We start from the raw sequence: 26,922 nt of genomic DNA, 5'->3' as shown, positions 1-26,922 counted from the left end.
CGGCCGCGGCCGGGCCGACGGTGCCGACCGCCGCGCCGGAGCCGCCCGAGGCCGCCCCGGCCCCCGTGCCCCCTCCGCGTACGGCCCGGGTGGCCCCGCTCCCGATGCCGCCCGCAGCTCCCCCGGCTCCACGCCCCGCGCCGGCGGCCCCCGCCACCACCGCGCCCGCCCCGGGATGCGACTTCAGTCTGTACTTCTTCGGCGACTACCCCGAGGACGCCGAACGCGACAAGTACGCGCTGATCATGGCGGCGGCCGAGTTCGCCGACCAGCACGGCTTCCATGCCCTGTGGTTCCCGGAGCGCCACTTCAACTCCTTCGGCGCGCTCTTTCCCAATCCCTCGGTCCTCGCCGCCGCGCTCGCCGGCCGGACCAGCCGGATACGTCTGCATGCCGGCTCGGTCGTGCTCCCGCTGCACCACCCGGTCCGGGTCGCCGAGGAATGGTCGGTCGTCGACAACATTTCCGGTGGCAGGGCCGGCCTGTGCCTGGCGAGCGGCTGGCACGCCACCGACTTCGCGCTCGCCCCACAGCACTTCGGCCGACACCGGGAGGTGATGTACGAGCAGCTGGCGACCCTGCGGCAGCTGTGGTCGGGGCGGCCACTCGCGATGACCGCGGGCGACGGCGAGCCGGTCGAGGTCCGGCTGCACCCGCGTCCGCTCCAGGAGCGGCTTCCCCTGTACGTGGCCGTGGTGGGCAACCCGGACAGCTACCGCCGGGCGGCCGCCGAGGACCTGGGCGTGGTCACCAATCTGATGACACAGACCGTCGAGCAACTGGCCGAGAACATCGCCCTGTACCGGCGCACCCGCGCCGAGCACGGCCTCGATCCGGCGGCGGGCCGGGTCGTGGTGCTCGTGCACACCTACCTCGGCGACGACGCACAGCGCGCACGCGCCGAGGCGTACCGCCCCTTCGTGTCCTACCTGCGCTCCTCGCTGTCCCTCTTCGACCAGGTCACCAACAGCCTGGGTTTCGAGGTCGATCTGGACAGCGCCCCCGAGGAGGACGTGGAGTTCCTGCTCGGCCGCGCCTACGAGCGCTACTGCGACTCCCGCGCCCTGATCGGCGACGAGCGCGGCGCCGCCGGGACGGTGCGCCGACTGGTGGCCGCCGGAGTGGACGAGATCTCGTGTTTCGTCGATTTCGGCGTCCCAACCCAGCAGGTGCTGGCGGCGCTGCCGGTGCTCGACCGGGTACGCCGCCGGGAGCAGTCCACGGCACGGGAGCAGGTCACGCTGGTGCCGGAGCGGATGCCGCTGTCGCCGGCGCAGCGCCGCATCTGGTTCCTGGAGCAGCTGCACCCCGGCACCAGCATGTACCACGAGCCCAAGGCGATCCGCCTGGACGGCCCGCTGAACGTCGAGGCGCTGCGGTGGGCGTTGCGACGGGTCGCGGAGCGGCATCCCGCGCTGCGGACGGTGTTCGGGGTCACCGACGGAGTGCCGTACCACGAGACACTCGACCGGACACGGCTCGAGTGTCCGATCGAGGACCACGGCGGGGCGACGGAGGAAGAGGCGCTGCGCGCCACGCTGGAGACAGAGGGGCGCCGCCTCCTCGACCTGAACACCGGCCCGCTGGTCAGGGCCCGGCTGCTGCGCCTGTCGGAAGAGCGGCATGTGCTCTTCCTGCTGGTCCACCACATTGTCTTCGACTCTTCCTCCACGGTGGTGCTGGTCCACGACCTCGCCGCCCACTACCGCTCCTGGCCGCACGGCGAGCCCGCACTGCCACACCTCGCCGAGGCGCCCCCGTACGACCGGCCGGACCCCGCCGAGCTCACCGAATCCCTCGCGTTCTGGCGGCGGGAGCTGAGCGGCGTGCCGCAGCTCTCGCTCCCCACCGACCGGCCACGTCCGCCGGTGAGATCGGGAGCGGGCGCGAGCCTGACCCATGAGCTGGCCGCCGAGCTCGTCGACAGGGTGCGGACGTTCGCCGCCGCACACCGCGCCACCCTTTTCATGACGCTCATCGGTGCCATCGGCGCGGTGCTCGGCCGGTTCAGCGGCCAGCAGGACGTGGTCCTCGGTACCGCGGTCGCCGCCCGGCCGGCCGGCGCCGAACACCATGTCGGTCTCTTCCTCGACACCGTCGCCCTGCGCCTGGACCTCACCGGCGACCCGGACTTCCCGACCCTGCTGCACCGGGTGCGGCAGCGGAGCACCGCGGCGTACGAACACCGCGGCGTCCCCTTCGACGAGTTGGTCGGCGCGTTGAACCCGCGGCGCGACCCCAGCCGCAATCCGCTCTTCCAGGTGATGGTGGAGTACGAGAACGAGGGCGAGGTGGACTTCGATCCGCCGCGGCTGACGGCCACGCTCCTGGACATGCCGAGTGCCCGCGCCCCGTTCGACCTCAGTGTCTATCTGACGCATCACCGCGACGGCGTGCGGTTCATGGTCGAGTACGACACCGCTCTGTTCGACGAGAGCACCGTGCGCCGATTCGTGGACTACGTGGAGCAGACGCTGCGCCGCGCCCTCGATGCCCCCGGCGCACCGCTCGGCGAACTGACCGCCGTCACCGGCGCCGACCGCGACGCCCTGGCCCGGCTGGGACACCAGGACGACCCGCTGCTCGCCCCCGAGGACACACCCACCCTGCACGGCCTGTTCGAGCGGCAGGCGCGCCGGACCCCGGATTCCGTCGCGCTGATCAGCGGCGAACGGCACGTGCACTACGGGGAGTTGGACGCATACGCCAACCGGCTCGCCCGGCGGCTGCGCGCCCGGGGCTCGGTGCGCGGGGAGCGCGTGGCGGTGCTTCTGCCGCGCGGCCCGCAGCTGATCACCGCTTTGCTGGCCGTGCTCAAGAGCGGCGCCGCGTATGTGCCCCTCGACCCCTCCGTGCCCACCCCGCGGCTCGCCCGGCTCCTGGGCGACGCCGCCCCCGTTCTGCTGCTGACCTCGGACGCCGCCCTGGCACTCCACCCGGACCTCGCGGCACGGCTGCCGATCCAGCTGGCCGAGGAGGCCCGCGACACCCTCCAGACCGAGCCGCTTCAGACCGGGCCGCTTCAGGACGGGACTCGGCCGGAGGATCCCGCCTACTGCATCTACACCTCGGGCTCGACCGGCCGCCCCAAGGGCGTCGTCGTCCCCCACCGCGGACCGGCCAACCTGGTCCGCGGACACCTTCGGCGTCGGCCGGCGCTGCGTACCCTGCAGTGGACCTCGCCCGCGTTCGACGTCAGCGTGCAGGAGATCTTCACCACGCTGGCGTCCGGAGCCGCACTCGTCCTGATCGGCGACGAGGTGCGGCACGATCCCGCTGCCCTGGCCGAACTGGTGCGGCGCCATGAGGTGCAGCGGATGTTCATGCCCTGCACCCCGCTGAAGTATCTGATCGGGACCGAGCCTCAGCTGCCGTCCCTGCGCGAACTGGTCTCGGCCGGCGAGGCACTCCAGCTCACCGGTGCCTTCCGCCGCTTTCTCGCCGCACACCCGCGGTGTGCGCTGTACAACCAGTACGGGCCCACGGAGGCCTCGATCATCGTCACCTCGCACCTGGTCGACCCGGGCGGCGAGGAGTGGCCGCCGATCGGCACCCCGGTGCCCGGAGCTCGGATCTCGCTCCTGGACGACGCCGGGCGCCAGGTGCCCATGGGCGCCGTAGGCGAGATCTGCGTGGGCGGCGCCCCGGTCGCGCACGGCTACCACGCCCGGCCGAAGGAGACCGCCGCCGCCTTCCTCGACGACGGCGCGGGCGGGGTGCTGTACCGTACGGGCGACCTCGGGCGCTGGCGTACCGACGGCAGCCTTCACTACCGCGGCCGGGCCGACGACCAGGTCAAGATCCGTGGATTCCGGGTCGAACCCGGCGAGATCCAGGCGGCGTTGACCGCGCTCCCCGACGTACGGGACTCGGCCGTCGTACCCCGCCGTGACCGGCACGGCGATATGGAACTGGTCGCCTATCTGGTGCCCACGACCCCAGCGGCCTCGGCGGCCGATGCCGGGCGGCTGCGCGCCGCGCTCTCCGCCGAACTCCCCGACCATCTGGTGCCGCGCCACTGGGTGTGGCTGGAGCGGCTCCCCGTGAACGCCTCCGGCAAGCTGAACCGTGCCGCCCTGCCCGAGCCCGCCGCGGACGACCGGGCCCGGGAGGCCGATGCCGGGCCCGTCACCCCCCTGGAGAAGGCGCTGCACGACCTGTGGTGCGAGGAACTCGGCACACCGCAGGCCCCGTTGACCACCTCCTTCTTCCGGCTCGGCGGCCACTCCCTGAGCGCGATCAGACTGCTGAACCGGATGCGGCACCGCCTGGACATCGACCTCGCCATGGCCGACTTCTTCCTCGATCCGACCATCCGGGGCGTCGTGGCCCGCCACGAGCCCGCCCCCGCGCACGAGGTGGTGGACACCGTGCCGATGCCGTCCACCCTGCGCCGCCTGTGGCGGCGCCACCATGAACGCGCCGACCCGAGCGTCTACAACGTCGCCCACCGCGTCGAGCTGCGGGGCGACCTGGATCCCGGCACCCTCGCCCAGGCCATGGAAGACCTGGTGGGGCGCCATCAGGCGCTGCGCAGCGGGGCGGTGCGGCGCGCCGGCGGAGAGTACGTCGTCGAGGTGCTGGCCGGGGTGTCCGTGGATCTGTCGGTCACCGACCTCTCCACGCACGCCCAGGACACCGCCACCGTCGAGCGGTGGTGCCAGGAGCAGGCGTCCGGCACGTTCGCAATGGATCGGGCACCGCTGTTCCGTTGTCGTCTGGCGCGTCTCGGGGCGGACCGCTGGGTGCTGCTGACCGTGTTCCACCATGCGATCTGCGACGGCTGGTCCATGGGGCTCATCTGGCGCGACCTCCAGGAGCTGTACAACGCGCGGCGGGCCGGCTCCGATGCGCGACTGCCCGTTCTCACCGCACAGTTCACGGATTTCGCACGAGCGGAGCACGAGCTGGGCGACGAGCGCAGGGCGGAACTCGAACGGTTCTGGCGTGCCGAACTCGACGGTGCGCCACTGCGTGCGGCCCTGCCCTACGACCACCCGAGGCCCGAGGCGTTGTCCGGCCGGGGCGCCCTGCACACCGTGGTCATCGACGGTGAAACGCCCCGCCGGGTCGGGGACACCGCGACACACCTGGGCACGACCCCGTACGCCGTGCTGGCGGCGGCGTTCGCCACCTGGCTGGCCGGGGTGTGCGGCGGGCCCGCCGACGTGGTGCTGGCCGCGTCCAGCGCCAACCGCCTGCAACCCGAGCGATCCGAGGTGGTGGGGCTGTTGGGCGACGCCGTCCTGCTGCGCGCCCGGATCGGCGAGGCCCGGACCTTCGCCGACCTCGTGACACAACTCGGCGGGACGCTGTTCACCGCGCTCGACCACCAGGAGTTGCCCCTGACGGACGTGGTCGAGCTGGTCTCGCCCGGGACCGGGGACACGCTGTTCCCCACCGTGCTGTTCACCGTCGTCACCACACCGCCACCCGCTCTGGATCTGCGGTCGGTATCGGCCTCGGTGCGCGCACTGCCCACGTCAGGCGTGGCCCGGACCGAACTGTATGTCGTCCTGCAGCCCCAGGACGATGCGATCACGGTGATATTCGAGTACTCCACGGATCTGTTCACACAGGCCACGGTCGAGGAGTGGAGTACGGGCTTCGGCCGGCTCATCGGAAAAGTCACAGAGAACCCGGAGTGCCCCCTCGGGAGCCTGCTGGGTCCCTGATCAGTCAGCCGAGGCCCCCGTCAGGCCCGGACGACCTGGATGTCGGCCTCGGTCAACCGGTCGACGAGTTCATCGGGGGCACCGGTGTCGGTGACCAGCACATCGATCTCGTCGACCGCGCAGATACGGGCGAACGCCCGGTGGCCCAGCTTGGTGCTGTCCGCCACCACGATCACCCGCGCCGCGCGGCGCGCCATCAGGTGGTTGATGCTCGCCTCGCCCTCGTGGTGGGCGGTGGCGCCCTGGGTCAGGTCCAGCGCGTCGACGCCGATGACGGCCACGTCGAGGGAGACCTGGTCGAGCACCCCGGTGGCCAACGGGCCCATCAGCTCGAAGGACTGGGGGCGGGCGACCCCGCCGGTGAGCACGATCTTGATCTGCGGGCGCACCGCCAGCTCACCGGCGATGTTCAGCGCGTTCGTCACGATGGTGACGGCGGGGGTGCCGTCGGAGGCGGTCAGATCCGCGCGGACGGCGATGGCGCGGGCCGCCTCGGTGGTCGTGGTCCCGCCGTTGAGGCCGACGATCGCGCCGGAGTCGATCATCTGGGCGACGGCGGCGCCGATCCGCTGCTTCTCGGACGCGCGCCGGGCGGTCTTGTAGCGCAGCGGCAGGTCGTAGGACACGTTGTGCGCCACCGCGCCGCCACGCGTGCGGGTGAGCATCTGCTGCCGGGCGAGTTCGTCGAGGTCGCGACGGATCGTGGCGGTGGACACCGCGAGCTCGGCCGCCGCCTCTTCGAGGTCGATCCTGCCGTCCCGGGCCAACAGCTCCAGCAGGGCGTTCCAGCGTTCGGGCCGTTTCACGCCGTCTCCCTCACCCCCTCGTCCCGCTCTCGTCCGGCGCGGCTCACCCTATCGCGCCCGGCAATGAACGCTGGACTTCTCTGCAAAATCATGCGCATTATCGGCCCGTACGATGCAACTCACATCACGCAGCCTGCTCATTCACGCATGACAAGGGGAGCCGTATGAGCTACACCGAGGCCGAGATCGCCAGCCAGCCGGACTGCTGGCGCCGCGCCGCGGAGCTGGTCCAGGAGCCGGGCGGAGCGGTGCGGGAGGCGCTGCCGCGGGCGGGTGAGCGGGTCGCCGTGGTCGGGTGCGGCACGTCGTGGTTCATCGCCCAGTCGTACGCGGCGCTGCGGGAATCGGCGGGGCAGGGGGAAACGGACGCGTTCGCCGCCTCGGAGATGCCGCCGGGCCGCCGTTACGACCGGGTGCTCGCGCTGTGCCGGTCCGGCACCACGACCGAAGTGCTCGAACTGCTCCGTCGCCTGCGCGGCACCGCGCCGACCACAGTGGTCACCGCCGTGCCCGGCTCCCCCGTGACCGAGGTGGCGGACTCGGTGGTCCTGCTCGACTTTGCCGACGAGCAGTCCGTCGTCCAGACCCGCTTCGCGACCACCGAAATCGTCCTGCTCCGGGCCCACCTGGGGGCATCGCCGGCCCGTCTGGAGGCCGACGGGCGCGCCGCCATCGCCGCGCCGGTGGCCGACGGCCTGCTGGACGCCGAGCAGTTCACCTTCCTGGGGCGCGGCTGGACGTACGGGCTGGCGCAGGAGGCCGCGCTCAAGATGCGCGAGGCGGCGGGGGCGTGGACCGAGGCCTATCCGGTGATGGAGTTCCGGCACGGTCCGATCAGCGTCACCGGCCCCAAGAGCGTGGTGTGGTGGCTCGGCGAGGGCGACTGCGGCCTGGAGGAGGAGATCGCGGCCGCCGGCGGCCGGCTGGTCGGGGACGGGCGGGACCCGGTGGCCGAGCTGGTGGCGGTGCAGCGGCTCGCCGTCGCGATCGCCCAGGCGCGCGGCCTCGACCCGGACCGGCCCCGGCATCTGACCCGCTCGGTGATCCTCGGGTGACCGCGCGGCCCGGCGCTTTGCCGGGCCGCCGGGCCGCCGCACAGTACAGAGACCGGGACAACAGACCAACGAGCAGCGGAAGGAGCCGGACCATGCCGCTGGTGGCGACCGGCGAAATCGTCGGACCGGCCGTACGGGCCGGACTCGGCGCGGGGGCGTTCAACGTCATCCAGATCGAGCACGCCCAGGCGATCGTCGCCGGGGCGGAGGCGGCCGGGGCGCCGGTCATCCTGCAGATCAGCGAGAACGCCGTGCGGTACCACGGGGCGCTGGCCGCCATCGGGCGCGCGGCCGTGGAGGTCGCGGCCGCGGCCCGGGTGCCGGTCGCCGTGCATCTGGACCACGCGACCGAACCGGCCCTGGTGCGGGAGGCGGTGGGGCTCGGATTCGGGTCGGTGATGTTCGACGCCTCCGCGCTGGACTACGAGGCCAATGTGGCGGCCACCGCCGAGGTCGCCGCCGACTGCCACGCCCAAGGGGTGTGGGTGGAAGCCGAGTTGGGCGAGGTGGGAGGCAAGGACGGCGTCCACGCGCCGGGGGCCCGTACGGACCCGGCCGAGGCCGCCGCCTACGTCGCGGCGACCGGTGTGGACGCGCTCGCGGTCGCCGTCGGCACCTCCCACGCGATGGTCGTCAAGGAGGCGGTGTTGGACCTCGGGCTGGTAGGTGCCCTGCGCGCGGCCGTGCCCGTACCGCTGGTACTGCACGGCTCCTCCGGAGTGCCCGAGGCGGATCTGACCCGCGCGGTCGAGGCGGGCCTGACGAAGGTGAACATCGCCACCCATCTCAACGTCGCCTACACGCGCGCGATCCGGGACCACCTCGCGGCCCACCCCGAGGTCGTCGACCCGCGCCGCTATGTCGCGAAGGCCCGCGACGCGGTGGCGCGCGAGGTGGCCCGCCTGCTCCCGCTGCTGCGGGCCGTCGCGCCCTGACGCGGCCTCTGACGCCACCTCTGACACCGCGCCTCACTATTGACATGATCTTATCAAGTCGCCACAGTGCAGGGGAGGTTAGGAAAGGTTCCTAACAAAGGGGTGTGTCATGCGTAAGCGACTCGCGTTCGCGCTCGCCGGCGCCGGTCTGCTGGCCGTGTCCGTCACCACGGGCGCCGGTGCCGCCACCCGGGGCCCGGCACCGGCCCCCAAGTCGGCCAATGAAGGCACGGTCACGGCGGCCCAGTTGCTCGCCAAGGTGCAGGGCTGTTCGCAGATATCCAACGGCAAGTACCGCACCGACGACGAGACTTCGGCCACCATCCCGGTCTGCGGCGCCAACGGGGCGGTCTTCTGGAAGGCCGATATGGACATCGACTGCGACGGCCAGGTCACCTCGCGGTGCAACGGGGACACCGACCCGTGGTTCCAGGACGACACGGCCTTCCACCAGTCGAACGGAAAGCCGCTCATCGCCGACAAGCTGCCGTACGTGGTGGTGCCGAGCACCAGTTCCATCTGGAACTACAGCCAGGCGGGCATCAAGGGCGGCGGTGTGGTCGCCGTCATCTACAACAACAAGGTGCAGTACGCGGTGGTCGGCGACACCGGCCCCACCAAGATAATCGGCGAGGCGTCCTACGCGACGGCCAACGCCCTGGGGATAGACCCCGACCCGGAGAACGGCGGCACGGACTCGGGCGTGACGTACATCCTCTTCAAGAACTCCTCGGTCTCCCCCATCGAGAACCACGACAAGGCGGTCTCCGTGGGCGACGGCCTGGCCCAGCAGTTCATCCAGAACAACTGACCTCTCCCCTGGTGCAACCACCGGCCACTGGTCAGGCGTGCCATTGTGCGGAAGCGCGGCCCTGGGCATGATCACAGACAAGACCGTCCGGCAGTAGGGAGCGCGGGTTAAGGAGCGGGTCGAGGGGCAAGCATGGGCGTGCCCCGTGAGGAGAGCGCAGCGGCGCTGCGTGCGACGAGCGGGGTGCGGCCAGGCGCCGCCCATCGGCACGCGACGCCGCGGGCCCTACTGCCGGACGGTCTAAGGCGCAGGGCCGATCCGACGACCGCCGGGGGACATGTCATGCCGAAGGAGCCGCCCACATCCAGGGATTCCGCCTCTCGCCCGCGGCGGTGCGTCCATCAGCTGTACGAGGACCACGTGCGCCGCACACCCGACGCGGTCGCCGTCATATCGGGTTCCGAGCAGCTGACGTACCGCCAACTGGACGAGCGCGCCAACCGGTTGGCCCGCCATCTGCGGGAGGCGGGCCTGCCGCGGGGCGGGCCGGTGGCGGTGTGCCTGGGCCGCGACGCCGAGGTCCTGACCGCGATGCTCGGGGTGCTCAAGGCGGGCGGGGCGTATGTGCCCGTGGAGCCGAGCGCGCCGCCGTCGGTGCTGCGGCAGGTCCTCGCGGACCCGGGGCTCTTCGCCGCGGTCACCTGGGAGTCGCTGCGGGTCATGGTGTCCGACACGGTCCGTTCGGGCCGGCCGGTGATCTGCCTGGACACCCAGGCCGAGGCCATCGCCGCCCGGTCCGGGGAACCGCTCGACGCCGGTGTCGGCGTCTCGGACCTGGCGTGTGTGCTGTACACGGCCGGCACGGTCGGGCGGATGCCCCGGGGCGTGCTGATCGAACACCGCAATTTGGCGAGCGCCTATGACGGATGGCGGGTGGTGTACCGCCTCTCCCCCGCCGACCGCCATCTTCAGACGACCCCTTCGGAGTTCGCCGGATTCACCGCCGACTGGGTCCGGGCGCTGTGCTCGGGCGGCACGCTGGTGCTAGCGGGCCGGGACGAGGACCTGGACCGGGCGGGCGGCGCGGCCCCGCTGCACCGGTTGCTCGTCGACCGGCAGGTCACCGTCGTGGCGTGCGACGTTCCCACCGTCCGCGGCCTGCATCGGCAGCTGCGCTCGCAGGGCGCGGACCTCGCGGACGTCCGGCTGATCGCCGTCTCGGGCGACAGCTGGTACCTGGACGAGCAGCAGGACCTGCGCCGGACCCTGGGGCCGCATGTGCGGATCCTGAACGTCTACGGCGTGACCGAGGCCGCCGGATCGGGCGCGTACTTCGAACTGCCCGACCGGCCCGCGGTCACCGAGCACCCCGAGCGCGTCTCGCCGATCGGCACGGCCTTCCCGGGCGCGGCCGTCGCGGTGCTCGGCCGGGGCGGGGCGCCCGCCGCCCGGGGCGCGCGGGGCGAACTGGGCATCAAGGGCCCGGTCCTGGGCCGCGGCTATCGGGACGGCTCTTCGTTCAAGTCCGGTCAGTTCCTGCGCACCGGCGACCTCGGCCGGGTGCGCGACGACGGCGGGCTCGAACACCTCGGCCGAGTGTCCTCGCACGCCGACGCCGAGGCGGTGCTGCGCGGGCATCCATCGGTCGGGGAGTGCCTGGTCACCACCATCGAATTCGGCAAGGGCCGGAAGACCCTGATCGCCTACGTCACCGCCGTCGAGGGTGGCCAGGTGGACTGGAACGAACTCCGGCTGTTCCTGTCCACCCGGCTGCCGTCCGCCCGGGCCCCGCAGACGCTGGCCCAGGTGGCCGCACTGCCCAGAACGCGGTCCGGCAAGATCGACCGGAGCGGCGTTCCGCTGCCGGCGCAGCGCGACGCCACACGGCGCGCGTCGAGCGGGAAGGGGGGCCTGTCGGCCGACGGAGGTGAAGGGGGCGGCGTATGGAGCGGCATCGCGGGGATCACGGCGCTCTTCTCCTTCCTGTCCTGGATTCTCACCGACGCTCTGTGGCCGTATTCGACCGATCTGTCGCTGGTTCCCCAGCCCTGGGCCGCGCTGTTCACCGGTCTTTACGTCTGTGAGTCACTGGCCTTCGGGCTGGGGATGGGATTCCTGTTCTGCGCGCGGCCGTTGGTGGCCCGCCACGGGCGCTCCCCTGCCCTGACGAGCGCCGCGCACCTCGCGGTGTCCTGGCTGCTGATCGCGTGGTGGCCGCAGGACAACTACTACCGGCTCGCGGCCAAGACGGACTGGGCACGGCAGGCCGCCCTCGTCTACGTCTTCAACGTCACGCTCATGATCGCCGGCGCCGTGCTCGTCGCGTTCGCCGCGGCGAAGCCCCGGACGACGGACCCGATGCGCTGACGCCGGTGTCCAGGAACATCCGACCCAGGGCCTCGTTGGCCGAGCGCACCACCGTCTCCGCCGCATCGAGGGCGCCGGTCGTACGGGCCGCGAGCGCCACGCCCACATAGGGGTCCGGCTCGAAGGCCGCGGTCACCACGGTCGGCAGCAGCGTCACCCCGAGCGAGCGGCACTGGCGGGACACCTCGCCGAGGTGGTCGGCCAGCGCCGCGGCCGGGAGCCGGGAGCCCAGCGGCAGCCGGTCCAGGGTCCGTACGAGGGGCCGGCCGCCCTGGAGCCGGGCCAGCCTGGCCTGGATCATGAACGCCACGGCCGGCCCGGTGAGCCGGAGGTTGATCTCGACGGGGGCGAGCCGGCCCGCCCGGTCCATGACGAAGTCGACGTCGTACCAGCCCCGGTAGCCCTCGGCGGCCAGGGCCCGGCCCACGGCCGTCGCGAACCGCTCGGCGACCCCGGCGGGTGCGTCGGGGACGGCTCCCGGGCCGACCGTGACGCCCTGGTAGCTCGTTCCGTCGATGTCCATCACGCCCACGCCGACGGGGTGGACGGCGGCTCCGTCGTCGACGAGGGCGTCGAAGGTCAGGTTCCGCAAGGGTCCTGAGCCGTGGACGTACTCCTCGATCAGCACGGCGCCCCGGGCCAGGCGTTTGGCCAGGGCCCGGGCGCCGCCGGCCTCGGCGATCCGGCCGGGCGTCACCACGGTGGTCCCGTAGCCGCCCACCCCGTACTCGGCCTTCACCACCGCCGTGGCCCCGGCGGCGGCGCGGGCGGCCAGTGCGCGGGCGGCCGCGCGACGCGATGTCACGCGCTCCTGCGCGGGGACGACGATGCCGGGGTGGGCCGGGGCCAGCGTGCAAAACAGCCGGTGGGCGGCCGCCTTCGACTCATAACGACGCGTCACGTGCAGCGCCTGGCCAAGTCCGTCCGGCCCGACATCGGGCCCGGCATCGGATCCGGCATCGGACCCGACATCGGACCCGGCATCGGACCCGGCCCGGGCCCCGGCCGTCGGCTCAGGTGGGGCGAGCAGCCGCTCGGACTCCGGAGTGCGGCCCCAGGTGATCACCGGCAGCCCGGACCGCCGGATCCGCTCCAGCAGCGCCGGCCTGGACCGCAGCGCCTCGGCCACCCCGCCGTCCTCCCCCGCGACCGCGCCGTACACGGCGACGTCCTGCCACTCCAGCACGCGCGACAGCTCGCGCACCCAGAAGTCGTCGACCTGCCGCGGAAGCACGAGAATCCGCGGGTCGGGGCTGTAGAATACGGCCAGGCAGGCGTAGTGGCCCCCGGCGCGCCGCACCGCGGGCGAGCCGCCGGCGAACTGGGCGTTGAAGTCGCCGACGTTCCCGATGTGCACGGCCGGTGCCCCGCCGGTCCACGCCACCACCCAGGAGGGCTCAGGCAGTCAGGGCCAGGCAGCCAGCAGCGGCAGCGCCCGGCCCGGTATGGATCCGGACGGCATGTCACCGATGCGCTGTGCGCCCATCGCCAGATAGAAGGACTCGGCGTAGGGGTCGGCCCCGATGGTCAGCCGTGTGAAGCCGAGCCGGCCCGCCTCCCGCAGCACATGCCGGTACAGCAGGCGGCCCACTCCCCCGCCGATCGCGTCCGGCTCCACGAACAGCATCCCCAGCTCGCCCTCGGGACCGTCTCCCTCCAGGGTGGCGAAGCCCAGGATCCGCCCGTCCTGCTCCGCGACGGTGGTCCGACGGGCCGCCACCTCGCCGGGGTGCAGCCGCAGTTCCTCCCGGCAGGCGGCCAGGAACGCCTCGTCGTACCCCCAGTGGCCCTTCGATCTGAGCGCCAGCTCGCTCAGCGCCCGGGCCTCGTCCTCCCGCGCCGCCCGCAGCCGCCGCGCCGCGTCCACGGGCCCGGCCGCCGCCCTCCCGGGCCGTTCACTCGTCATGTACAGATCCTGCCATCCCGGGCGATGAGTTTCCCCGTATCGGCCGGTCTTCCAGGGAGAACGCACCGAGAGGAGGTGGACGTTGACCACTCATGACGAGACGCCGGCGCCCCGCGGCCCGGGTGCCGAACCCGCCGGCGGCCCTGGTGATCATGCGGTGCACGCCCCGGCCGTGCTGGTCCTGGACCCCGTGGTCGGCCGCGCCGAGGTACCCGGGCTGTGCGCGCGCCTGCGCGAGCTGGCGTCGCACGGCGCGGGGACCGGTCCGGTCCTCGTGGACGTGGCCGCGGTGCACGCCCCGGACCTGGCCGTGCTGGAGGCGCTGGCCCGGCTCCAGCTCACCGCCCGGCGCCTGGGCAGCGGGATCCTGCTGCGCGGCGCGAGCGGCGAACTGCGGGCCGCCCTCGCCCGATCGGGCCTGGACAGCGTGGTGCCGGCGGCGGGCCTACCCGGCGGCGACGGGGTCGAGGCGGGCGGGCAGGCCGAAGAGCGGGAAGAGGCGGGCGGTGTCCAGGAAGGAGTTGAGCGCGGTGATCCGGCCGGCTGACACCTCGATGACCTGGAGCGCCCATGGCTCATGGCCGCCGTCCGAGGCGGGGCGGTACTGACCGAAGGCGGGCGAGCCGTTCGCCACCGTCGGGATCAGCCGTGAGCCGCAGCAGCCTATGCCCTTGCCCAGCAGCCACTGGCGGATATCGGTGTGGCCACGCATCCACAGCGAGTAGGGCGGCATCGACAGCGTCGCGTCCTCGTGCAGCAGGGAGGTGAGGGAGTCGAGGTCGTAGCGCTCGAAGGCGTCCACATAACGGGCCAGCAGGGCGCGCTGCTCCTCGTCCAGCGGCTGGACGGGGTCGGTGGCGCTGATTCCGCTCGCGGCGATGGTGGCCCGCGCGCGCTGCAGCGCGCTGTTGACCGACGCGACCGTGGTGTCAAGCAGCTCCGCGACCTCGGCGGCCTTCCACGCCAGCACCTCCCGCAGGATCAGCACCGCCCGCTGCCGGGGCGCCAGATGCTGCAGCGCGGCGACGAACGCCAGCCGTACGGACTCCCGCTGGGTGGCCAGCTCGACCGGATCGCCGTCCTCCGTCACGATCCGCCCGTCGGGGGCCGGTCCGACCCACGCGGTCTCCGGCAGGGGCGGGCCCAGCGGCGAGGAGGCCGTCGCCACGGCCGACAGGTCCATGGGCCGGGCGCGGCGCTGGCTGCCGCCCAGCATGTCCAGGCATACGTTGGTCGCGATGCGGTACAGCCACGACCGCAGCGCCGACCGGCCCTCGAACCGGTCGAAGCCCCGCCAGGCCCTCACCATGGTCTCCTGCACGGCGTCCTCGGCCTCGAACGCCGAGCCCAGCATCCGGTAGCAGTACCCGGTCAGCTCCACTCGGTGCCGCTCCAGCTGCGGCTCGACCGCGGCCGCGCTTTCCGTCGCCGTCACGTCACTCATCTCAAAGCTCCCTGTCGACCCTCCGGTTATCCCTTGGTCGCAAGGTAGTGGCTGGGTCTGACAATCCCCCGTCGCCAGGCCCACCGCCGCCTTCTCCGCGGGCATACGGCGCAGGTGAGACACGCAGCGGGGGACGTACGGGGCGCATGAGGCTCAGCCGACGGGCCGGGCGCGGACCGTGGAGGAGTGCACCTGATGCCCGCCGCTGGCCAGCATCCGGACCTCGGCACGGTCGCTTATCTCGGCCCGCACGATGCCGGTGTCGTCCGCGTAGACGGGGTGCCCTCCCGGTCCGCTGCTGTCTGTACGGTGCACCACCACGACGTCCTCGGCCACGTCCTCGGCGGCCTGGGCCGCAGCGTCCGGATGCACGAAGATCAGCTCATATCTCTCACGACGCGCCATGACACGCCCTCCTGCCACGCCATCCCGACCCACTCCCCAAACCGGGACATTCAACACTATCGAACGGGCCCGAACGCGCAAGAGCGCAACTGGTCAGAGGCTTCAGCTCCGGGATTCGCCGTGCGGGGCACGGGGCGGGCGCGGCAGCAGCAGGGCGGGGACGAGCGCCAGGGCGCAGAAGGCCACGACCCACCAGAAGGTGTCCGCGAACGCCTCGGCGGGGGCACCCGGCAGATCGGCCGCCCGGTGCGCCAGGATCGTGCCCAGGACAGCCGCGCCGACGGAGGCGCCCACGGTCTGGACCGTGGTGATGGCGCTGGTCGCGCGCGGAATCGCGGCCGGCTCGAGGCCGTGGTACGCGGTCGCCATCACCGGCACGGTGGCGGCGGCCGTGGCCAGGCCCCATACGAACAGCGCGGCGGACAGCAGCAGCTCGCTGGTGGCCGCGCCCATCCGGGCGCAGACCAGCGCGGCGGGAAGGGCGGCGGCGATTCCGGCCAGCACGACCGGGCGGGCTCCGACGCGGTCTGTCGCCCTGCCCACCAGCGGCAGGGCGGCCATGGTGCCCAGGCTCTGCGGGATCAGCAGCAGCCCGGCGGTGAGCGCGCTGTGGCCGCGTACCTGCTGGTAGTAGAGCGGCATGAGGATCATGGCCCCGAAGATCGACATTCGGGAGAGGAAATTGAGCGCGGACGCGGCGGCGAAGGGCCGCCGGGCGAACAGCCGCGGGTCCACGACGGGTGTGCCATGGGTGCGCAGCGCGTGCAGCGTGAACACGGCGAGCAGCACCGCTCCTGCGGCGGTGAACGGCACACTGGTGCGGTAGAGGCCGTAGGTGAGCGCGGCGAGGGCCGGTGACAGCAGGGCGAGGCCCACCACGTCCAGCGACGCCCCGGCTGCCGCGGGGCGCGGTGCGCGGGGAATGCCCCGCCAGGCCAGCAGGACGGCCAGCAGACCGATCGGCACGTTGACGTAGAAGATCCATCGCCAACCGGGGCCCTCCACCAGCAGTCCACCCAGCGGCGGACCGGCGATCGGGGCCAACTGCGCGGGTACCGCCACGACGCTCATCACCCGGCCGCGCCGCTCGGGTCCGGCCGCCTGGGCCAGGATGGCCATGCTCAGCGGCACGATCATGCCACCGCCGACGCCCTGGAGCACCCGAAAGGCGATCAGGCTGCCCGCTGACCACGCGGTGCCGCACAGCGCCGACCCGGCGGTGAAGACGGTGAGCGCGAACAGCCAGACGTGCTTGGCGCCGAAGCGCTCGATGGCCCATCCGGTGATGGGGATGACCATGGCGATGGCCAGCAGATAGCCGGTGCCGACCCACTGGATCACGGCCACCGAGGCGTCGAAGTCGCGGGCCAGACCGGCCAGCGCGACGGTGATCATGGTCATGTCGAGCATGGAGGCCAGCGCGCCGACGACGACGATCGCGGCCAGCCGGAGCAGCGCCGCGTCGAGCCGGGCGGGGGCGCGGGCGGGTCCGGCGGCCGGGTCGGAGGAGTCGGGGGAGTCGGGAGATGCGGGAGGTTGGGACGATCGGTCACTCATGGCGAAGGAAACTACACCGTGCAGTGTAGCTCTGTACACTGCACCGTGCAGTTCCCCCGTCACGCACCGACCCGCCGCATCCGCGGCCCCAGACCAGGAGCGCCCATGCCCCGCCAGGCCCCCCTCCGCCAGGGCTCGCCCGAGAAGCGCGCCGCCATCGTCGCGGCCGCGCTGCGGATCTTCGTAAACGAGGGGTATGCGCGCGCGAGCATGGACGCGATCGCCGCCGACGCGAAGGTCTCCAAGCGCACCGTCTACGACTACTTCGGTGACAAGGAACGCCTGTTCCTGGCGGCCATCGAGGAGACCGAAGCGGCGCAGGAGGAGGGCTTCCAGACGCTGCTCGAGCAGACTTTGGACACCGTCGCCGTCACGGCCCCCGGCACCGCCCCGACCGCCCCGGGCACCGGCGAGCAGGGGCCCTGGGCGGCGGAGCTGGAGGCGGCGCTGACCGCGTTCGGCCGGGAGTTCGCGACCGCCGTCCTGCGGTCACCCGTACGGGCGGCGCTGGTCCGGCTGATCAGCGCCGAGGCCGGCCACTTCCCCGCCCTGCTGCGCCGCGCGGGCTCGGTGGGCCACGCACAACAGGCCATCGCCGAGCGGCTGGCGCGGTACGCGGAAGCCGGACTGCTCGACATCGCCGACCCGGTGGAGGCCGCCGAGTACTTCGGCCTCCTGGTCACCGGCCGGGTGAACAACCGCTCGCTGTTCGGCACCGTCGAGGTCGACGACGCGCTGATCGACGAGCTGGTGGCCGGCGGGGTGCGGTTCTTCCTGCGCGCGTACGCGCCCGGGCCCCGCCCCTGAGCAGGATCCCGGGCCGAGCGGGATCCCGGGCCGAGCGACGCGCACCCCACGTCGGCAGGGGACCCGCGGGGCGACGAGACCCGGGTACAGGTGTTCTCGTCCTGGCCGGCCGGTGTCCTCCGGCGCGGCCTGGACGTACGGTCAGCGGTCGATGTCTACGCGGCGCTGTGCAACATCGACGTCTACACCGTGCTCACCACGGAACGCGGCTGGTCACCCGACCGGGTCGAGCGGTGGTGGGGCGAGGCGCTGGTCCGGGAACTGCTCGACTGAGCTCCCCTTCCGCCCTCGCCCACCCGCGCTTCAGGAGCCGTGGAAGCGGCGGTGCAGTTCGTGTACGCGCTCGGCGAGGGCGGGGAACGGGCCCTCCACCACGGCACCCGGGACGACCTCCTGGATGGACAGGGTCCGTACGGGAGGGGCCGGGACCCCGAGGTCGGTGAGCCAGGCCGACAGTTGCCGGGAGGAGCTGGCGTACACGATGCGGCCCAGCCCGACCCAGCCGTGGGCCGCGGCACACATCGGGCAGTGCTCGCCCGAGGTGTAGACGGTGGCCGCGGCGCGCTCCTCGGGGGTCAGATTGGCCGCGGCCCAGCGCGCGATCTCGAACTCGGGGTGGCGGGTGTGGTCGCCACCCGCCACGTGGTTGTGGTCCTCGAAGAGGACGGCCCCGTCCGCGGCGACGAGCACCGAACCGAACGGCTCGTCGCCCGCTTCCAGGGCCTCGGTCGCCAGCTCCACGCAGCGGCGCAGATGGCGCAGATCGGCGTCGTTCGCCATGGTGGCCTCCTCGGGAAGTGATCTTCACGGCATGCTAAAGCCTCGCCGCGCCCGAACGCATCCATGGAAGAGGCCGACCCATCCGCGTAGAAGGCCGGCCCATCCGCGTAAGAGGCCGGACAGGGGTCAGGAATAATCCCGGCCCATCAACCCGCCGAATTCGTCCGGGTCGGCGTCGAATCCCCGGATCCCCTCGTGGAATTGCCACTCCCCCGAGTCGTTCCGGATGAATTCGGCGATGGTCGCGGCCTTGGCGCCCAGCGCCCCGACGAAAGCGCTGTTCACCAGTTCGGTGATCCCGTCGGCTATCCGGAAGCTGCAGTTGGCCACGTCGCTGAAGGTCTTGGGACCGCCGCCCTGCTGGATGGCGACGCCCACGATCACCCGGGTGTAGGAGGCGGACAGCCGCTCCAGCTCCAAGGTCATGACCTCGTCGGCGCCGAGGCCCTGGCCGGTCTGGCTGTCCCGGTTGAGGGTGATGGTGCCGTCGGGCGACCGGCGGTCGAAGTGCACGAGGTAGGCCGGTTCGCCGTACGGGTCCGCCGCGGTGTAGGTCCCCGCGATGATGTCGAGATCATGGGCCGACTGCCCCAGCGGGCTGGGGTCCCACTTGAGCGCCACCTGGACTTTGCTCGGGCCCTTGTTGAGACCGGTCACCTGACTCCCCTTTCCGGAATTGATCCGAACAGAATTCCCGCATGCCCGGATCCTGCTGTCTCAATCCCGTGCACAACAACGGAGTTGGGATTTTATCAGCGGCATCCGACAGGGACGGCGGGACGCGGGGAGACAAGGCGGCCGGACCCGCAACGCCCGCCCCGCCCGGCACACCCGCACCAGGCGGGGCCCACCGGTACGCGCGGGACACACCGTACGGGAATCAGTGACCGCCGCCGGCCGAGCTCCCCATCCGGCGAAGCTCATGGCGCAGCCGCACCAGCTCACCATGGCCATCCGCCGAATATGACCCGGTCAACCGACCCGCCTTGTAGAGCTTGAGCCGGTAAGGGATGGCCCCGGCCAGCCGGAGCACGACCACGAACGGGGCCAGCAGCAGCCGCAGAAGAAGTTCGGCCAGCCAGAAGGGCAGCATCACCACGAAGACAAGCAGGAAGGGCAGGGCGATGATCGCGGAGATCGGGTCGTCGCCCAGCCCACTCGGAGCGTGCTCGAAGGCTACTTCCGGTTTGACCCACCGCGGCCAGGCCAGCCTCTGCTGTCGCAGCCGCCACTTGGTTCCGGATTCATCTTTCCAGCGCACCCGGGCACCCTATATCCCGCGCCCCGCCGGGCCGTGGCCGGGGCGTCCCTTCCCCTGGCCGAATCAGCCCGTTCATCGAATGGAAATCGATGATTGACGCACGGATGGGGATTCTGCCCTTGTTTGTCGCGAGCGAACCCTTCGCCCACATCGGCCGATTCGGCGTGATCACCGCCCCGGTGGGGGCTTCGCTCTTGACGTTCCATCAGGTCCGTCGTCTAATTTCATGCCTCGCGCCGCCCCGGGCGGAATTCCGAAGCCATACCTTCGGGTCCACGCGCCGGGAATGATCTCCCTTTACCCCCACCGCTCTGCCGATTCTTTCGGAGACGCCATGAGATCTGCTGACCGGCTCGGCGACCTCGTCCTCGGCATCACTCCCTTCGGGCGACCGGACGCCAGGCTCGCCACCGCGGTCAGCCGCGCCGGAGGGCTCGGGATCCTGGATGTGGGGGCCGGGGACCGGCGGGCCCAGGAGGCGCTGGAGCGGCTTCGGGACTGGGCGCCCGACGGCCGGTACGGAGTGCGGATCGGCCCCGGCTGCCGGCTGGCGCCCGCGGACCTGGCGGCGGCCCGCCCCCAGGCAGGGCCCCAGGCGGGGCCCAAGGACCGGGGTGTTGGCGCGGGTGCGGGTCCGGACACGGTGGTTCTCGCGGCGGACTCCCCCTGGGCGGTGGCCGACGCCGTGGCAGCGGCCGACGCCGTGGCAGCGGCCGACGCCGTGGGCCGCCACCGCGTCCTCGCCGAGGTCACCGACCTGGAGGAGGCGCTGGATGCCGTACGGGCCGGGGCGCACGGCCTGATCGCCCGGGGTGGTGAGAGCGGCGGGCGGGTCGGGGGCTTGAGCACCTTCGTACTCCTTCAGCAGTTGCTCGCCGAGCCGCGGGTGTCCGTACCGGTGTGGGCCTGTGGCGGGATCGGCCTCCACACGGGCGCCGCGGCGGCCGTCGGCGGGGCGGCCGGCGTCGTGCTGGACACTCAGTTGGCGCTGCTCGCCGAATCGGGGGTGCCCGAGGAGACGGCCGCCGTGCTCCGCTCGCTGGACGGCTCGGAGACCGCCGTGGTCGACGGCCGCCGGGTGCTGCGCCGCCGGGTGCGCGATGCGCGCGCCCGGCCGCTGCCCGTCGGTCAGGACGGCTTTCTGGCGGCGCGCTTCGCCGAGCGGTACGGCGATGTCGGCCGGGCCGTACGCGCCGTGGCCGAAGCCGTACGGGATGCCGTACGGGACGACCGCGCCGCCGCCGTGCTGCGCCCGGGCTCCCTGATGAGCGTGGCGCTCGGCACTCGGCTGCCGGTGGCGCAGGGGCCGATGACCCGGGTCAGCGACGGGGCCGGATTCGCCTCCGCGGTCGCCGCCGAGGGCGCCCTCCCGTTCCTCGCGCTCGCCCTCGCCGGACGCGAACAGGCGCGCGCCATGCTGGTGGAGGCGGCGGAGGCGCTTGAGGGGCGGCCGTGGGGGGTGGGGGTGCTCGGCTTCGCTCCCGAGGAGATCAGACAGGCCCAGCTCGAGGCCGTACGGGAGATCCGCCCCAGCCACGCCATCATCGCGGGCGGGCGGCCCGCCCAGGCCGAGGCGCTGGAGAAGGCCGGGATCACCACGTTTCTGCACGTCCCTTCGCCGGGGCTGCTGGGGCAGTTCCTGCGGTCCGGCGCCCGTCGGTTCGTGTTCGAGGGCTCCGAGTGCGGCGGACACGTCGGCCCGCGCCACAGCTTCCCACTGTGGGAGGCCCAGATCGCGGTGATCGAGGACTTCCTGGAGGAACAGGGCCGGGGCGGGGCGGGCGGGACTGGGACGGGTGGTGGCGGGGCTGGGCGGAATGGGGCGGCGGCCCCGATCGAGGTCTTCTTCGCGGGCGGCGTCCACGACGAGCGGTCCGCGGCGATGGTCGCCGCCCTCGCCGCCCCGCTGACCCGGCGCGGTGTCCTGGTCGGCCTGCTGATGGGCACCGCGTATCTCTTCACCGAGGAGGCGGTCGCCCACGGCGCCGTCCAGCCGCTGTTCCAGCGTCAGGTGGTGGCCGCGCGGCGCACCGCGCTGCTGGAGACCGCTCCGGGGCACGCCACCCGCTGTGTCCCCAGCCCGTTCACCGAGGAGTTCGGCGCCGTCAAGGAGCGGCTGCGCGGGGAGGGCGTCCCGGAGCGGCAGGTGTGGGAGCGGCTGGAACGGCTCAACGTCGGCCGGCTGCGGATCGCGGGCAAGGGTGTCGAACGCGGCCCGGGCGGCGAGTTGGTGGCGGTCGGCGAGGAGCGCCAATATCAGGATGGCATGTTCATGGCGGGTAATGTGGCGGTTTTGCGCTCGGCCACCACCACCGTCGCCGCCGTGCACCACTCCGTGGCCCCGGCCGCCGCGGACTTCTTCCGCCGTGCGGCGGCCTCGCTGCGCGAGCGCCTGGGTGTGGCCCCGCCCGGGCGGGCGGAGTGGGAGGACCCGGCGCCGCTGGACGTGGCCGTGGTCGGGATGGCGTGCATGTTTCCGCGCGCCCCCGATCTCGCCACGTTCTGGGCCCATGTGGTCGGTGGCGTCGACGCCGTAACGGAAGTGCCCGTCGAGCGCTGGGATCCCGCCGTCCACTACTCCCCCGGTGAAACCCACGGCGCCACGGCGTCCACCAATGCCACGGCCTCCCATGGCGCCACCGCCTCCAAGTGGGGTGGCTTCCTGCCCCCGATCCCCTTCGACCCCCTGCGCTACGGCATCCCGCCGGCGTCCCTGGGCAGCATCGAACCGGTGCAGCTGCTGGCGCTGGAGGCGGCGCGGCGCGCCCTGGAGCACGCCGGATACCAGGCGGCGCCCGGTGAGGAGCGGGGCGGCCCCGGCAGCGCGGGTGGCCGGGCCTTCGACCGCACCCGTACCTCGGTCGTCTTCGGCGCCGAAGCGGGCAGCGATCTGTCCAACGCCCAGACGCTGCGCGCCGTACTCCCGTCCTACTTCGGCACGGTGCCCGAGGGGCTGGCGGAACAGCTGCCCGAGCTGACCGAGGACTCCTTCCCCGGCATGCTCGCCAATGTCATCGCCGGGCGGATCGCCAACCGGCTCGACCTCGGCGGCGCCAACTACACGGTGGACGCGGCCTGCGCCTCCTCCCTGGCCGCCATCGACGTGGCCTGCAAGGAACTGGTCAGCGGCACCAGCGATCTCGTGCTGTGCGGCGGCGCCGACCTGCACAACGGCATCAACGACTACATGCTCTTCTCCTCCGTGCACGCGCTGTCCCCGACGGGCCGCTCGCGCACCTTCGACGCCTCGGCGGACGGCATCGCACTCGGTGAGGGCGTCGCCTGCGTGGTGCTCAAGCGGCTGGCGGACGCCGAACGCGACGGCGACCGCGTATACGGCGTGATCAAGGGCGTGGGCAGCTCCAGCGACGGGCGGTCGCTCGGGCTCACCGCACCCCGGCCCGAGGGCCAGCGGGCCGCGCTGGAGCGCGCCTACCGCAACGCCCGGATCTCCCCCGCCGACGTCGGTCTCGTCGAGGCCCACGGCACCGGCACGGTCGTCGGCGACCGCACCGAGCTGTCCATCCTCACCGAGGTGTTCACCGCCGCCGGGGCCACGGCCGGCGGCTGCGCGCTGGGCTCCGTCAAGTCGCAGATCGGGCATACGAAATGCGCCGCGGGCCTGGCCGGTCTGGTCAAGACCGCACTGGCCCTGTACACCGGCGTCAAGCCGCCCACCTCGCACCTGCGCCGCCCCAACGCCTCCTGGGACGCGACGAGCAGCCCCTTCGCCTTCCATACCGAGGCCGCACCCTGGGTGGCCCCGCCCGCCGAGCGGATCGCCGGGCTCAGCGCCTTCGGCTTCGGCGGCACCAACTTCCACGTCGTCCTGTCCGCCCACGACGCCGGCCCGCCCCCGGCCCACGCCCTGGACGCCTGGCCCGCCGAGCTGTTCACCTTCCGCGGCACGGACCGGGCGGCGGCCCTCCGCGCCGTCCAGGAGACGCTGGCGCTCGCCGAGGCCAACGAGGCGGCAGGGTCGCCCTGGCGGCTGCGCGACCTCGCCCTCGCCGCCGCCACCCGTTCCGAAGGCGGTCAGGGCCCGGTGTGGGCCGCCGTGGTGGCCACCGCCCCGGACGGGCCCGGCGGGCCGGCGGCGCTGCTGCGGCGGGTGCTGGCGGGGGAACACGATCCGGCCGCGGGGATCTATCTGGCCGGGGCGGCGGACGCGGCCGGTCCGGAGAGTCCAGCCGGTCCGAAGGGCGGTGGTGGCCCGTCAGCTCGGACCGTCGCAGGGAGCCGTGGTGGCACATCCGCCGACGACGGCGCGGGGCGAGGCTCCGGTCCTGGCCCCGGCCCCGACCCCGGCAAGGTGGCCTTTCTCTTCCCGGGACAGGGCAGCCAGCGGCCCGGTATGTTCGCCGACCTGTTCGTCGCCTTCCCCGAACTCCACGGCCACGCGAGGCTCGCCAGATCCCACGCCTCCGCCCTCCACCCACCGGCCGCCTTCGACGAGCCGGGAAGGACCGCCCAGCGGGCCAGGATCACCGACACCCGGGTGGCCCAGCCGATACTCGGCGTCGTCGGCCTGGCCGCGCACTCGCTGCTCACGGCGGCCGGAGTCCGCCCCGACATGGCCGCCGGGCACAGCTACGGCGAGCTGGTCGCGCTCTGCGCGGCGGGCGCGCTCGACCCGTCCGCGCTGCTGGAGCTGAGCGCCGAGCGGGCGTCCGCGATCCTGGACGCGGCGCAGGCCGCGGGCCCCGAGCCGGGCACCATGGCGGCGGTGACCGCGAGCCGCGAGGACGTCGAGCGCGTCCTGCGCCACGGCGGCCTGGCCGGCCAGGTGGTGGCCGCCAACCACAACGCACCGCGCCAGACCGCGATCTCGGGGCCGCGGCAGGAGGTGGACACCGCGGTCGGACTGCTGCGGGAGGCCGGATATCCGGTGAAGCGGCTCCAGGTCGCCTGCGCCTTTCACAGCCCGTTGGTGGCCACGGCCGGCGAACGGTTCGCCAAGTCCCTCGCCCGACAGCCGATTCATCCGCCCGAGTACCCGGTCTGGGCCAACCGTACGGCAGCCCCGCACGGCAGCGAGCCGGACGCCGTACGCGCGGAGCTGGCGGCCCAGATCGGCTCGCCGGTCCGCTTCGTCGAGCAGATCGAGGCCATGTACGAGGCGGGGGCCAGGATCTTCGTCGAGGCGGGGCCCGGCACCGTGCTCACCCGGCTGGTGGGGGAAATCCTCGGCGACCGTCCGCACCGCGCCATCGCCTTCGAGGGGCGGCGCCTCGGCACACGGGCCGTGGACGGCGGCGCCGGAGTCGGGGTCGGTGCCGGTCCGCGCGGGCTGTACGGATTTCTCGACGCTCTGGCTCAACTGGCCGTCGCCGGGCTGCCGGTGCGTACCGGCTGGATCTTCCGCGGCCGCGACGCCGTGGACGCCGGCCGCGCGGCGGCGCCGAAACGGCCCGGCTGGACGGTGGGCGGGCAGCTGGTCCGTACCGCCGCGGGCGAACTCCTGCCCGGCGCGCTGGCGCCGGCCCGACGTGTCGAGGAGGCGACGGTGAGCCAGACGGACCGGGACGCGCTGATCCTGGAGTTCCTGAGAACCAGCCGGGAGATGGTGGCGGCCCAGCGCGATGTGCTTCTCACCCATCTCGGGGCCACGCCGGGAACCGGGCCCGCCGGTCCCGTCGCGCCCGTGGTTCCGGGGGTGGCAGAAGCGGTGGAGGCGGCAGCGGCCCTCACGCCACAGCCCCTGAGCGGGCCGACGCCGACGCCCGTACCGACGCCACTGACCATGCCGATGCCTGCCGAGGCGGCAGCAGCCGTGGAGCCGGTGGCGGTCACCGAGGCGGACGTGGCCCGTATGGTCGCGCAGATCATCAGCGAGCGCACCGGATACCCGGTCGACATGATCGAGCCGGACCTCGACCTCGAGGCGGATCTGAGCATCGACTCGATCAAACGGGCCGAGATCGCGGGCGAGTTGGCGGCCCGCCTGGGCGTGGGCGGCACGGGCGGCAGCGGCGCGGCGGCGCTCGCGGATGAAGAGCTCGAAGAGCTGACGAAGGCCCGTACCACCGCCGCGGTCACCGCTTGGCTCACCCCTCGGCTGAGCGACGACGCGGCGGCGAGCGACGGCGCCGACGCCGGGCCGAACGGCATCGCCGCGGCCGTGGGGCCCGGGCCGCAGGCCACCACCGGGCCCGGGGGCGCCGGTCCACGGGACGACAGCGGCCCGGCGGCCGGTGTGCCCACGGCCACCGGTCCCGAGCAAGCCACCCAGTCCCCGGCGGGCGCGCCACCTCCGAGCGGCCCCGCCACCACCGGCCAAGAGGCCGCGCGCGACCCCGAGGCCGTGGCACGCGGGCCACTCCCCAGCAGCCACGCCGTCAGGGGCGTGGCGCCGAAGCGGATGCTGCTGCAGTCCGTGCCGCTCGCCGGGGGCGCGGCGCTCGGCGAGCCATCGACCGCCCTGTCCGGCAGGCGGTTTGTGCTGCTGGGCGATGACGAGCCCCTGGCCGGGGCGATCGCGGAACGGCTGCGGGGGTGCGGCGCCGAGGCCGTGGCCCTGGCGGGCGGGCACCTTCTCGGCGAGGGCGACGGTCCATCCCCCGGGCACCGCTGGGAGGTACCCCCTGACGGAGTGATCCTGCTCCAGCCGTCGGCCGCGTCCGGCGCACCCGTACTGCCCGCGGCGTTCCCCGCACTGCGGGCGGCCCTGGCGCGCGGGCCGCGGTGGCTGTTGGCCGCGCGGCGGGCGGACCCGCTCGACGTCGGGACGGCCGGGCTGCACGGCCTGTTCCGCAGCGTCGCCCGGGAGTACCCGCGGACGGTGGCCACCGTCGTCGACCTCCCCGCCGACGCGCCCGCCACCGCCGTCGCCGACGCGCTGCTCGAGGAGGTGTTCGCCCCGGACCACCCACCCGTCGTGCTGCGCACCGCCAACGGTCGGCACGGTCTGGAGCTCGTGGAGAGCGGCTTGGGCGTTCTCGGCACCTCGGGCGCGGGGCCCGCCGGGGACGGGGCGGCGGAGGCCGCGGCCATCGGCCTCGACCGCGATTCGGTGGTCGTGCTGGTCGGCGGGGCGCGAGGGATCACCGCACGGTGCGCGGCGGCCCTCGCGGCCGCCACCCGCTGCCGTATCGAACTGCTCGGCCGCACCCCCGTACCCGCCGGGCCCGAGGACCCGGCCACCGCCGGGGCCCGGGACGAGGCCGCCCTGCG

Annotated in this window: 18 protein-coding genes; 9 read left to right on the top strand and 9 right to left on the bottom strand. The window is 73.2% G+C overall.

The features are described from left to right. Positions 1–5,675, top strand: a 5,675-nt coding sequence (locus ACWDSL_RS36650) for a MupA/Atu3671 family FMN-dependent luciferase-like monooxygenase (protein ID WP_450492274.1), incomplete at its 5' end; no start/stop codon positions are given. A 20-nt stretch (positions 5,676–5,695) separates the two neighbouring features. Here the strand turns inward: ACWDSL_RS36650 and ACWDSL_RS36645 are convergent. After that, complete coding sequence (locus tag ACWDSL_RS36645; RefSeq protein WP_450492273.1) at positions 5,696–6,481, bottom strand: DeoR/GlpR family DNA-binding transcription regulator; 786 nt, start codon at positions 6,479–6,481, stop codon at positions 5,696–5,698. Positions 6,482–6,645: 164 nt separating this feature from the next. Here ACWDSL_RS36645 and ACWDSL_RS36640 point away from each other — a divergent pair, with 164 nt between their 5' ends. From ACWDSL_RS36640 to ACWDSL_RS36625, 4 genes are all read left to right on the top strand, one after another. Continuing rightward, on the top strand, positions 6,646–7,536 hold the full coding sequence (locus ACWDSL_RS36640; RefSeq protein ID WP_450492272.1) for an SIS domain-containing protein: 891 nt from the start codon (positions 6,646–6,648) through the stop codon (positions 7,534–7,536). A 92-nt stretch (positions 7,537–7,628) separates the two neighbouring features. Continuing rightward, the gene (locus ACWDSL_RS36635; protein ID WP_450492271.1) at positions 7,629–8,471 is read left to right on the top strand and encodes a class II fructose-bisphosphate aldolase; all 843 of its coding nucleotides are present in this window, start codon (positions 7,629–7,631) and stop codon (positions 8,469–8,471) included. Positions 8,472–8,580: 109 nt separating this feature from the next. Next, positions 8,581–9,282, top strand: coding sequence for a glycoside hydrolase family 75 protein (locus ACWDSL_RS36630; RefSeq protein ID WP_450492270.1), 702 nt, complete (start codon positions 8,581–8,583; stop codon positions 9,280–9,282). A 360-nt stretch (positions 9,283–9,642) separates the two neighbouring features. Further along, positions 9,643–11,589 carry an AMP-binding protein gene (locus tag ACWDSL_RS36625; protein ID WP_450492269.1) on the top strand — a complete coding sequence of 649 codons (1,947 nt, stop codon included), beginning with the start codon at positions 9,643–9,645 and terminating at the stop codon, positions 11,587–11,589. Here ACWDSL_RS36625 and ACWDSL_RS36620 read toward each other — a convergent pair. Next, positions 11,519–12,976, bottom strand: coding sequence for a hypothetical protein (locus tag ACWDSL_RS36620; RefSeq protein ID WP_450492268.1), 1,458 nt, complete (start codon positions 12,974–12,976; stop codon positions 11,519–11,521). The two genes, ACWDSL_RS36625 and ACWDSL_RS36620, sit on opposite strands and share 71 nt — an antisense overlap. An 18-nt stretch (positions 12,977–12,994) precedes the next feature. Then, a complete protein-coding gene (locus ACWDSL_RS36615) occupies positions 12,995–13,495 on the bottom strand; it encodes a GNAT family N-acetyltransferase (protein ID WP_450492267.1) in 501 nt (166 codons plus the stop codon). Between the two features lie 82 nt (positions 13,496–13,577). Between ACWDSL_RS36615 and ACWDSL_RS36610 the strand changes: the two genes are divergently transcribed. Then, positions 13,578–14,042: an STAS domain-containing protein gene (locus tag ACWDSL_RS36610; protein WP_450492266.1), complete on the top strand. Its 465-nt coding sequence runs from the start codon at positions 13,578–13,580 to the stop codon at positions 14,040–14,042. On the opposite strand, the gene ACWDSL_RS36605 is transcribed toward ACWDSL_RS36610, so the two are convergent. The 3 genes from ACWDSL_RS36605 to ACWDSL_RS36595 form a co-directional block, all read right to left on the bottom strand. Further along, positions 13,941–14,939 (bottom strand): sigma-70 family RNA polymerase sigma factor, encoded by a 999-nt coding sequence (locus ACWDSL_RS36605; RefSeq protein ID WP_450492265.1) that lies wholly within the window; start codon positions 14,937–14,939, stop codon positions 13,941–13,943. The genes ACWDSL_RS36610 and ACWDSL_RS36605 overlap by 102 nt on opposite strands. A 153-nt stretch (positions 14,940–15,092) precedes the next feature. Continuing rightward, the gene (locus tag ACWDSL_RS36600; RefSeq protein WP_014173572.1) at positions 15,093–15,344 is read right to left on the bottom strand and encodes a DUF6296 family protein; all 252 of its coding nucleotides are present in this window, start codon (positions 15,342–15,344) and stop codon (positions 15,093–15,095) included. A gap of 102 nt (positions 15,345–15,446) precedes the next feature. After that, a complete protein-coding gene (locus ACWDSL_RS36595; protein WP_450492264.1) occupies positions 15,447–16,901 on the bottom strand; it encodes an MDR family MFS transporter in 1,455 nt (484 codons plus the stop codon). A 105-nt stretch (positions 16,902–17,006) separates the two neighbouring features. Here ACWDSL_RS36595 and ACWDSL_RS36590 point away from each other — a divergent pair, with 105 nt between their 5' ends. Further along, positions 17,007–17,708: a TetR/AcrR family transcriptional regulator gene (locus ACWDSL_RS36590; protein WP_450492263.1), complete on the top strand. Its 702-nt coding sequence runs from the start codon at positions 17,007–17,009 to the stop codon at positions 17,706–17,708. A 90-nt stretch (positions 17,709–17,798) separates the two neighbouring features. Beyond that, the gene (locus tag ACWDSL_RS36585; RefSeq protein WP_450492262.1) at positions 17,799–17,981 is read left to right on the top strand and encodes a hypothetical protein; all 183 of its coding nucleotides are present in this window, start codon (positions 17,799–17,801) and stop codon (positions 17,979–17,981) included. Positions 17,982–18,011: 30 nt separating this feature from the next. Here ACWDSL_RS36585 and ACWDSL_RS36580 read toward each other — a convergent pair whose 3' ends face one another. The 3 genes from ACWDSL_RS36580 to ACWDSL_RS36570 form a co-directional block, all read right to left on the bottom strand. Beyond that, entirely contained in the window at positions 18,012–18,488 is a 477-nt protein-coding gene (locus tag ACWDSL_RS36580; protein WP_450492261.1) for a nucleoside deaminase, read from the bottom strand. A 126-nt stretch (positions 18,489–18,614) separates the two neighbouring features. Next, positions 18,615–19,169, bottom strand: coding sequence for a TerD family protein (locus tag ACWDSL_RS36575; protein WP_450492275.1), 555 nt, complete (start codon positions 19,167–19,169; stop codon positions 18,615–18,617). A 199-nt stretch (positions 19,170–19,368) separates the two neighbouring features. Continuing rightward, a complete protein-coding gene (locus ACWDSL_RS36570) occupies positions 19,369–19,749 on the bottom strand; it encodes a hypothetical protein (RefSeq protein ID WP_450492260.1) in 381 nt (126 codons plus the stop codon). 334 nt (positions 19,750–20,083) lie between these two features. Between ACWDSL_RS36570 and ACWDSL_RS36565 the strand changes: the two genes are divergently transcribed. Further along, on the top strand, positions 20,084–26,922 hold a 6,839-nt coding region (locus tag ACWDSL_RS36565; RefSeq protein WP_450492259.1), incomplete at its 3' end, for a beta-ketoacyl synthase N-terminal-like domain-containing protein.

Source organism: Streptomyces sp. NPDC000941 (assembly GCF_053599555.1).
The sequence above is the reverse complement of the archived record's forward strand: the minus strand, read 5'-3'. Positions and strand labels throughout refer to the sequence as shown.

Excerpts from the sequence above, each read along its gene's own strand:
- ACWDSL_RS36640 (WP_450492272.1), top strand. The coding sequence starts at position 6,646 with ATGAGCTACACCGAGGCCGAGATCGCCAGCCAGCCGGACTGCTGGCGC.
- ACWDSL_RS36635 (WP_450492271.1), top strand. The coding sequence starts at position 7,629 with ATGCCGCTGGTGGCGACCGGCGAAATCGTCGGACCGGCCGTACGGGCC.
- ACWDSL_RS36630 (WP_450492270.1), top strand. The coding sequence starts at position 8,581 with ATGCGTAAGCGACTCGCGTTCGCGCTCGCCGGCGCCGGTCTGCTGGCC.
- ACWDSL_RS36615 (WP_450492267.1), bottom strand. The coding sequence starts at position 13,495 with ATGACGAGTGAACGGCCCGGGAGGGCGGCGGCCGGGCCCGTGGACGCG.
- ACWDSL_RS36605 (WP_450492265.1), bottom strand. The coding sequence starts at position 14,939 with ATGAGTGACGTGACGGCGACGGAAAGCGCGGCCGCGGTCGAGCCGCAG.
- ACWDSL_RS36600 (WP_014173572.1), bottom strand. The coding sequence starts at position 15,344 with ATGGCGCGTCGTGAGAGATATGAGCTGATCTTCGTGCATCCGGACGCT.
- ACWDSL_RS36595 (WP_450492264.1), bottom strand. The coding sequence starts at position 16,901 with ATGAGTGACCGATCGTCCCAACCTCCCGCATCTCCCGACTCCCCCGAC.
- ACWDSL_RS36590 (WP_450492263.1), top strand. The coding sequence starts at position 17,007 with ATGCCCCGCCAGGCCCCCCTCCGCCAGGGCTCGCCCGAGAAGCGCGCC.
- ACWDSL_RS36580 (WP_450492261.1), bottom strand. The coding sequence starts at position 18,488 with ATGGCGAACGACGCCGATCTGCGCCATCTGCGCCGCTGCGTGGAGCTG.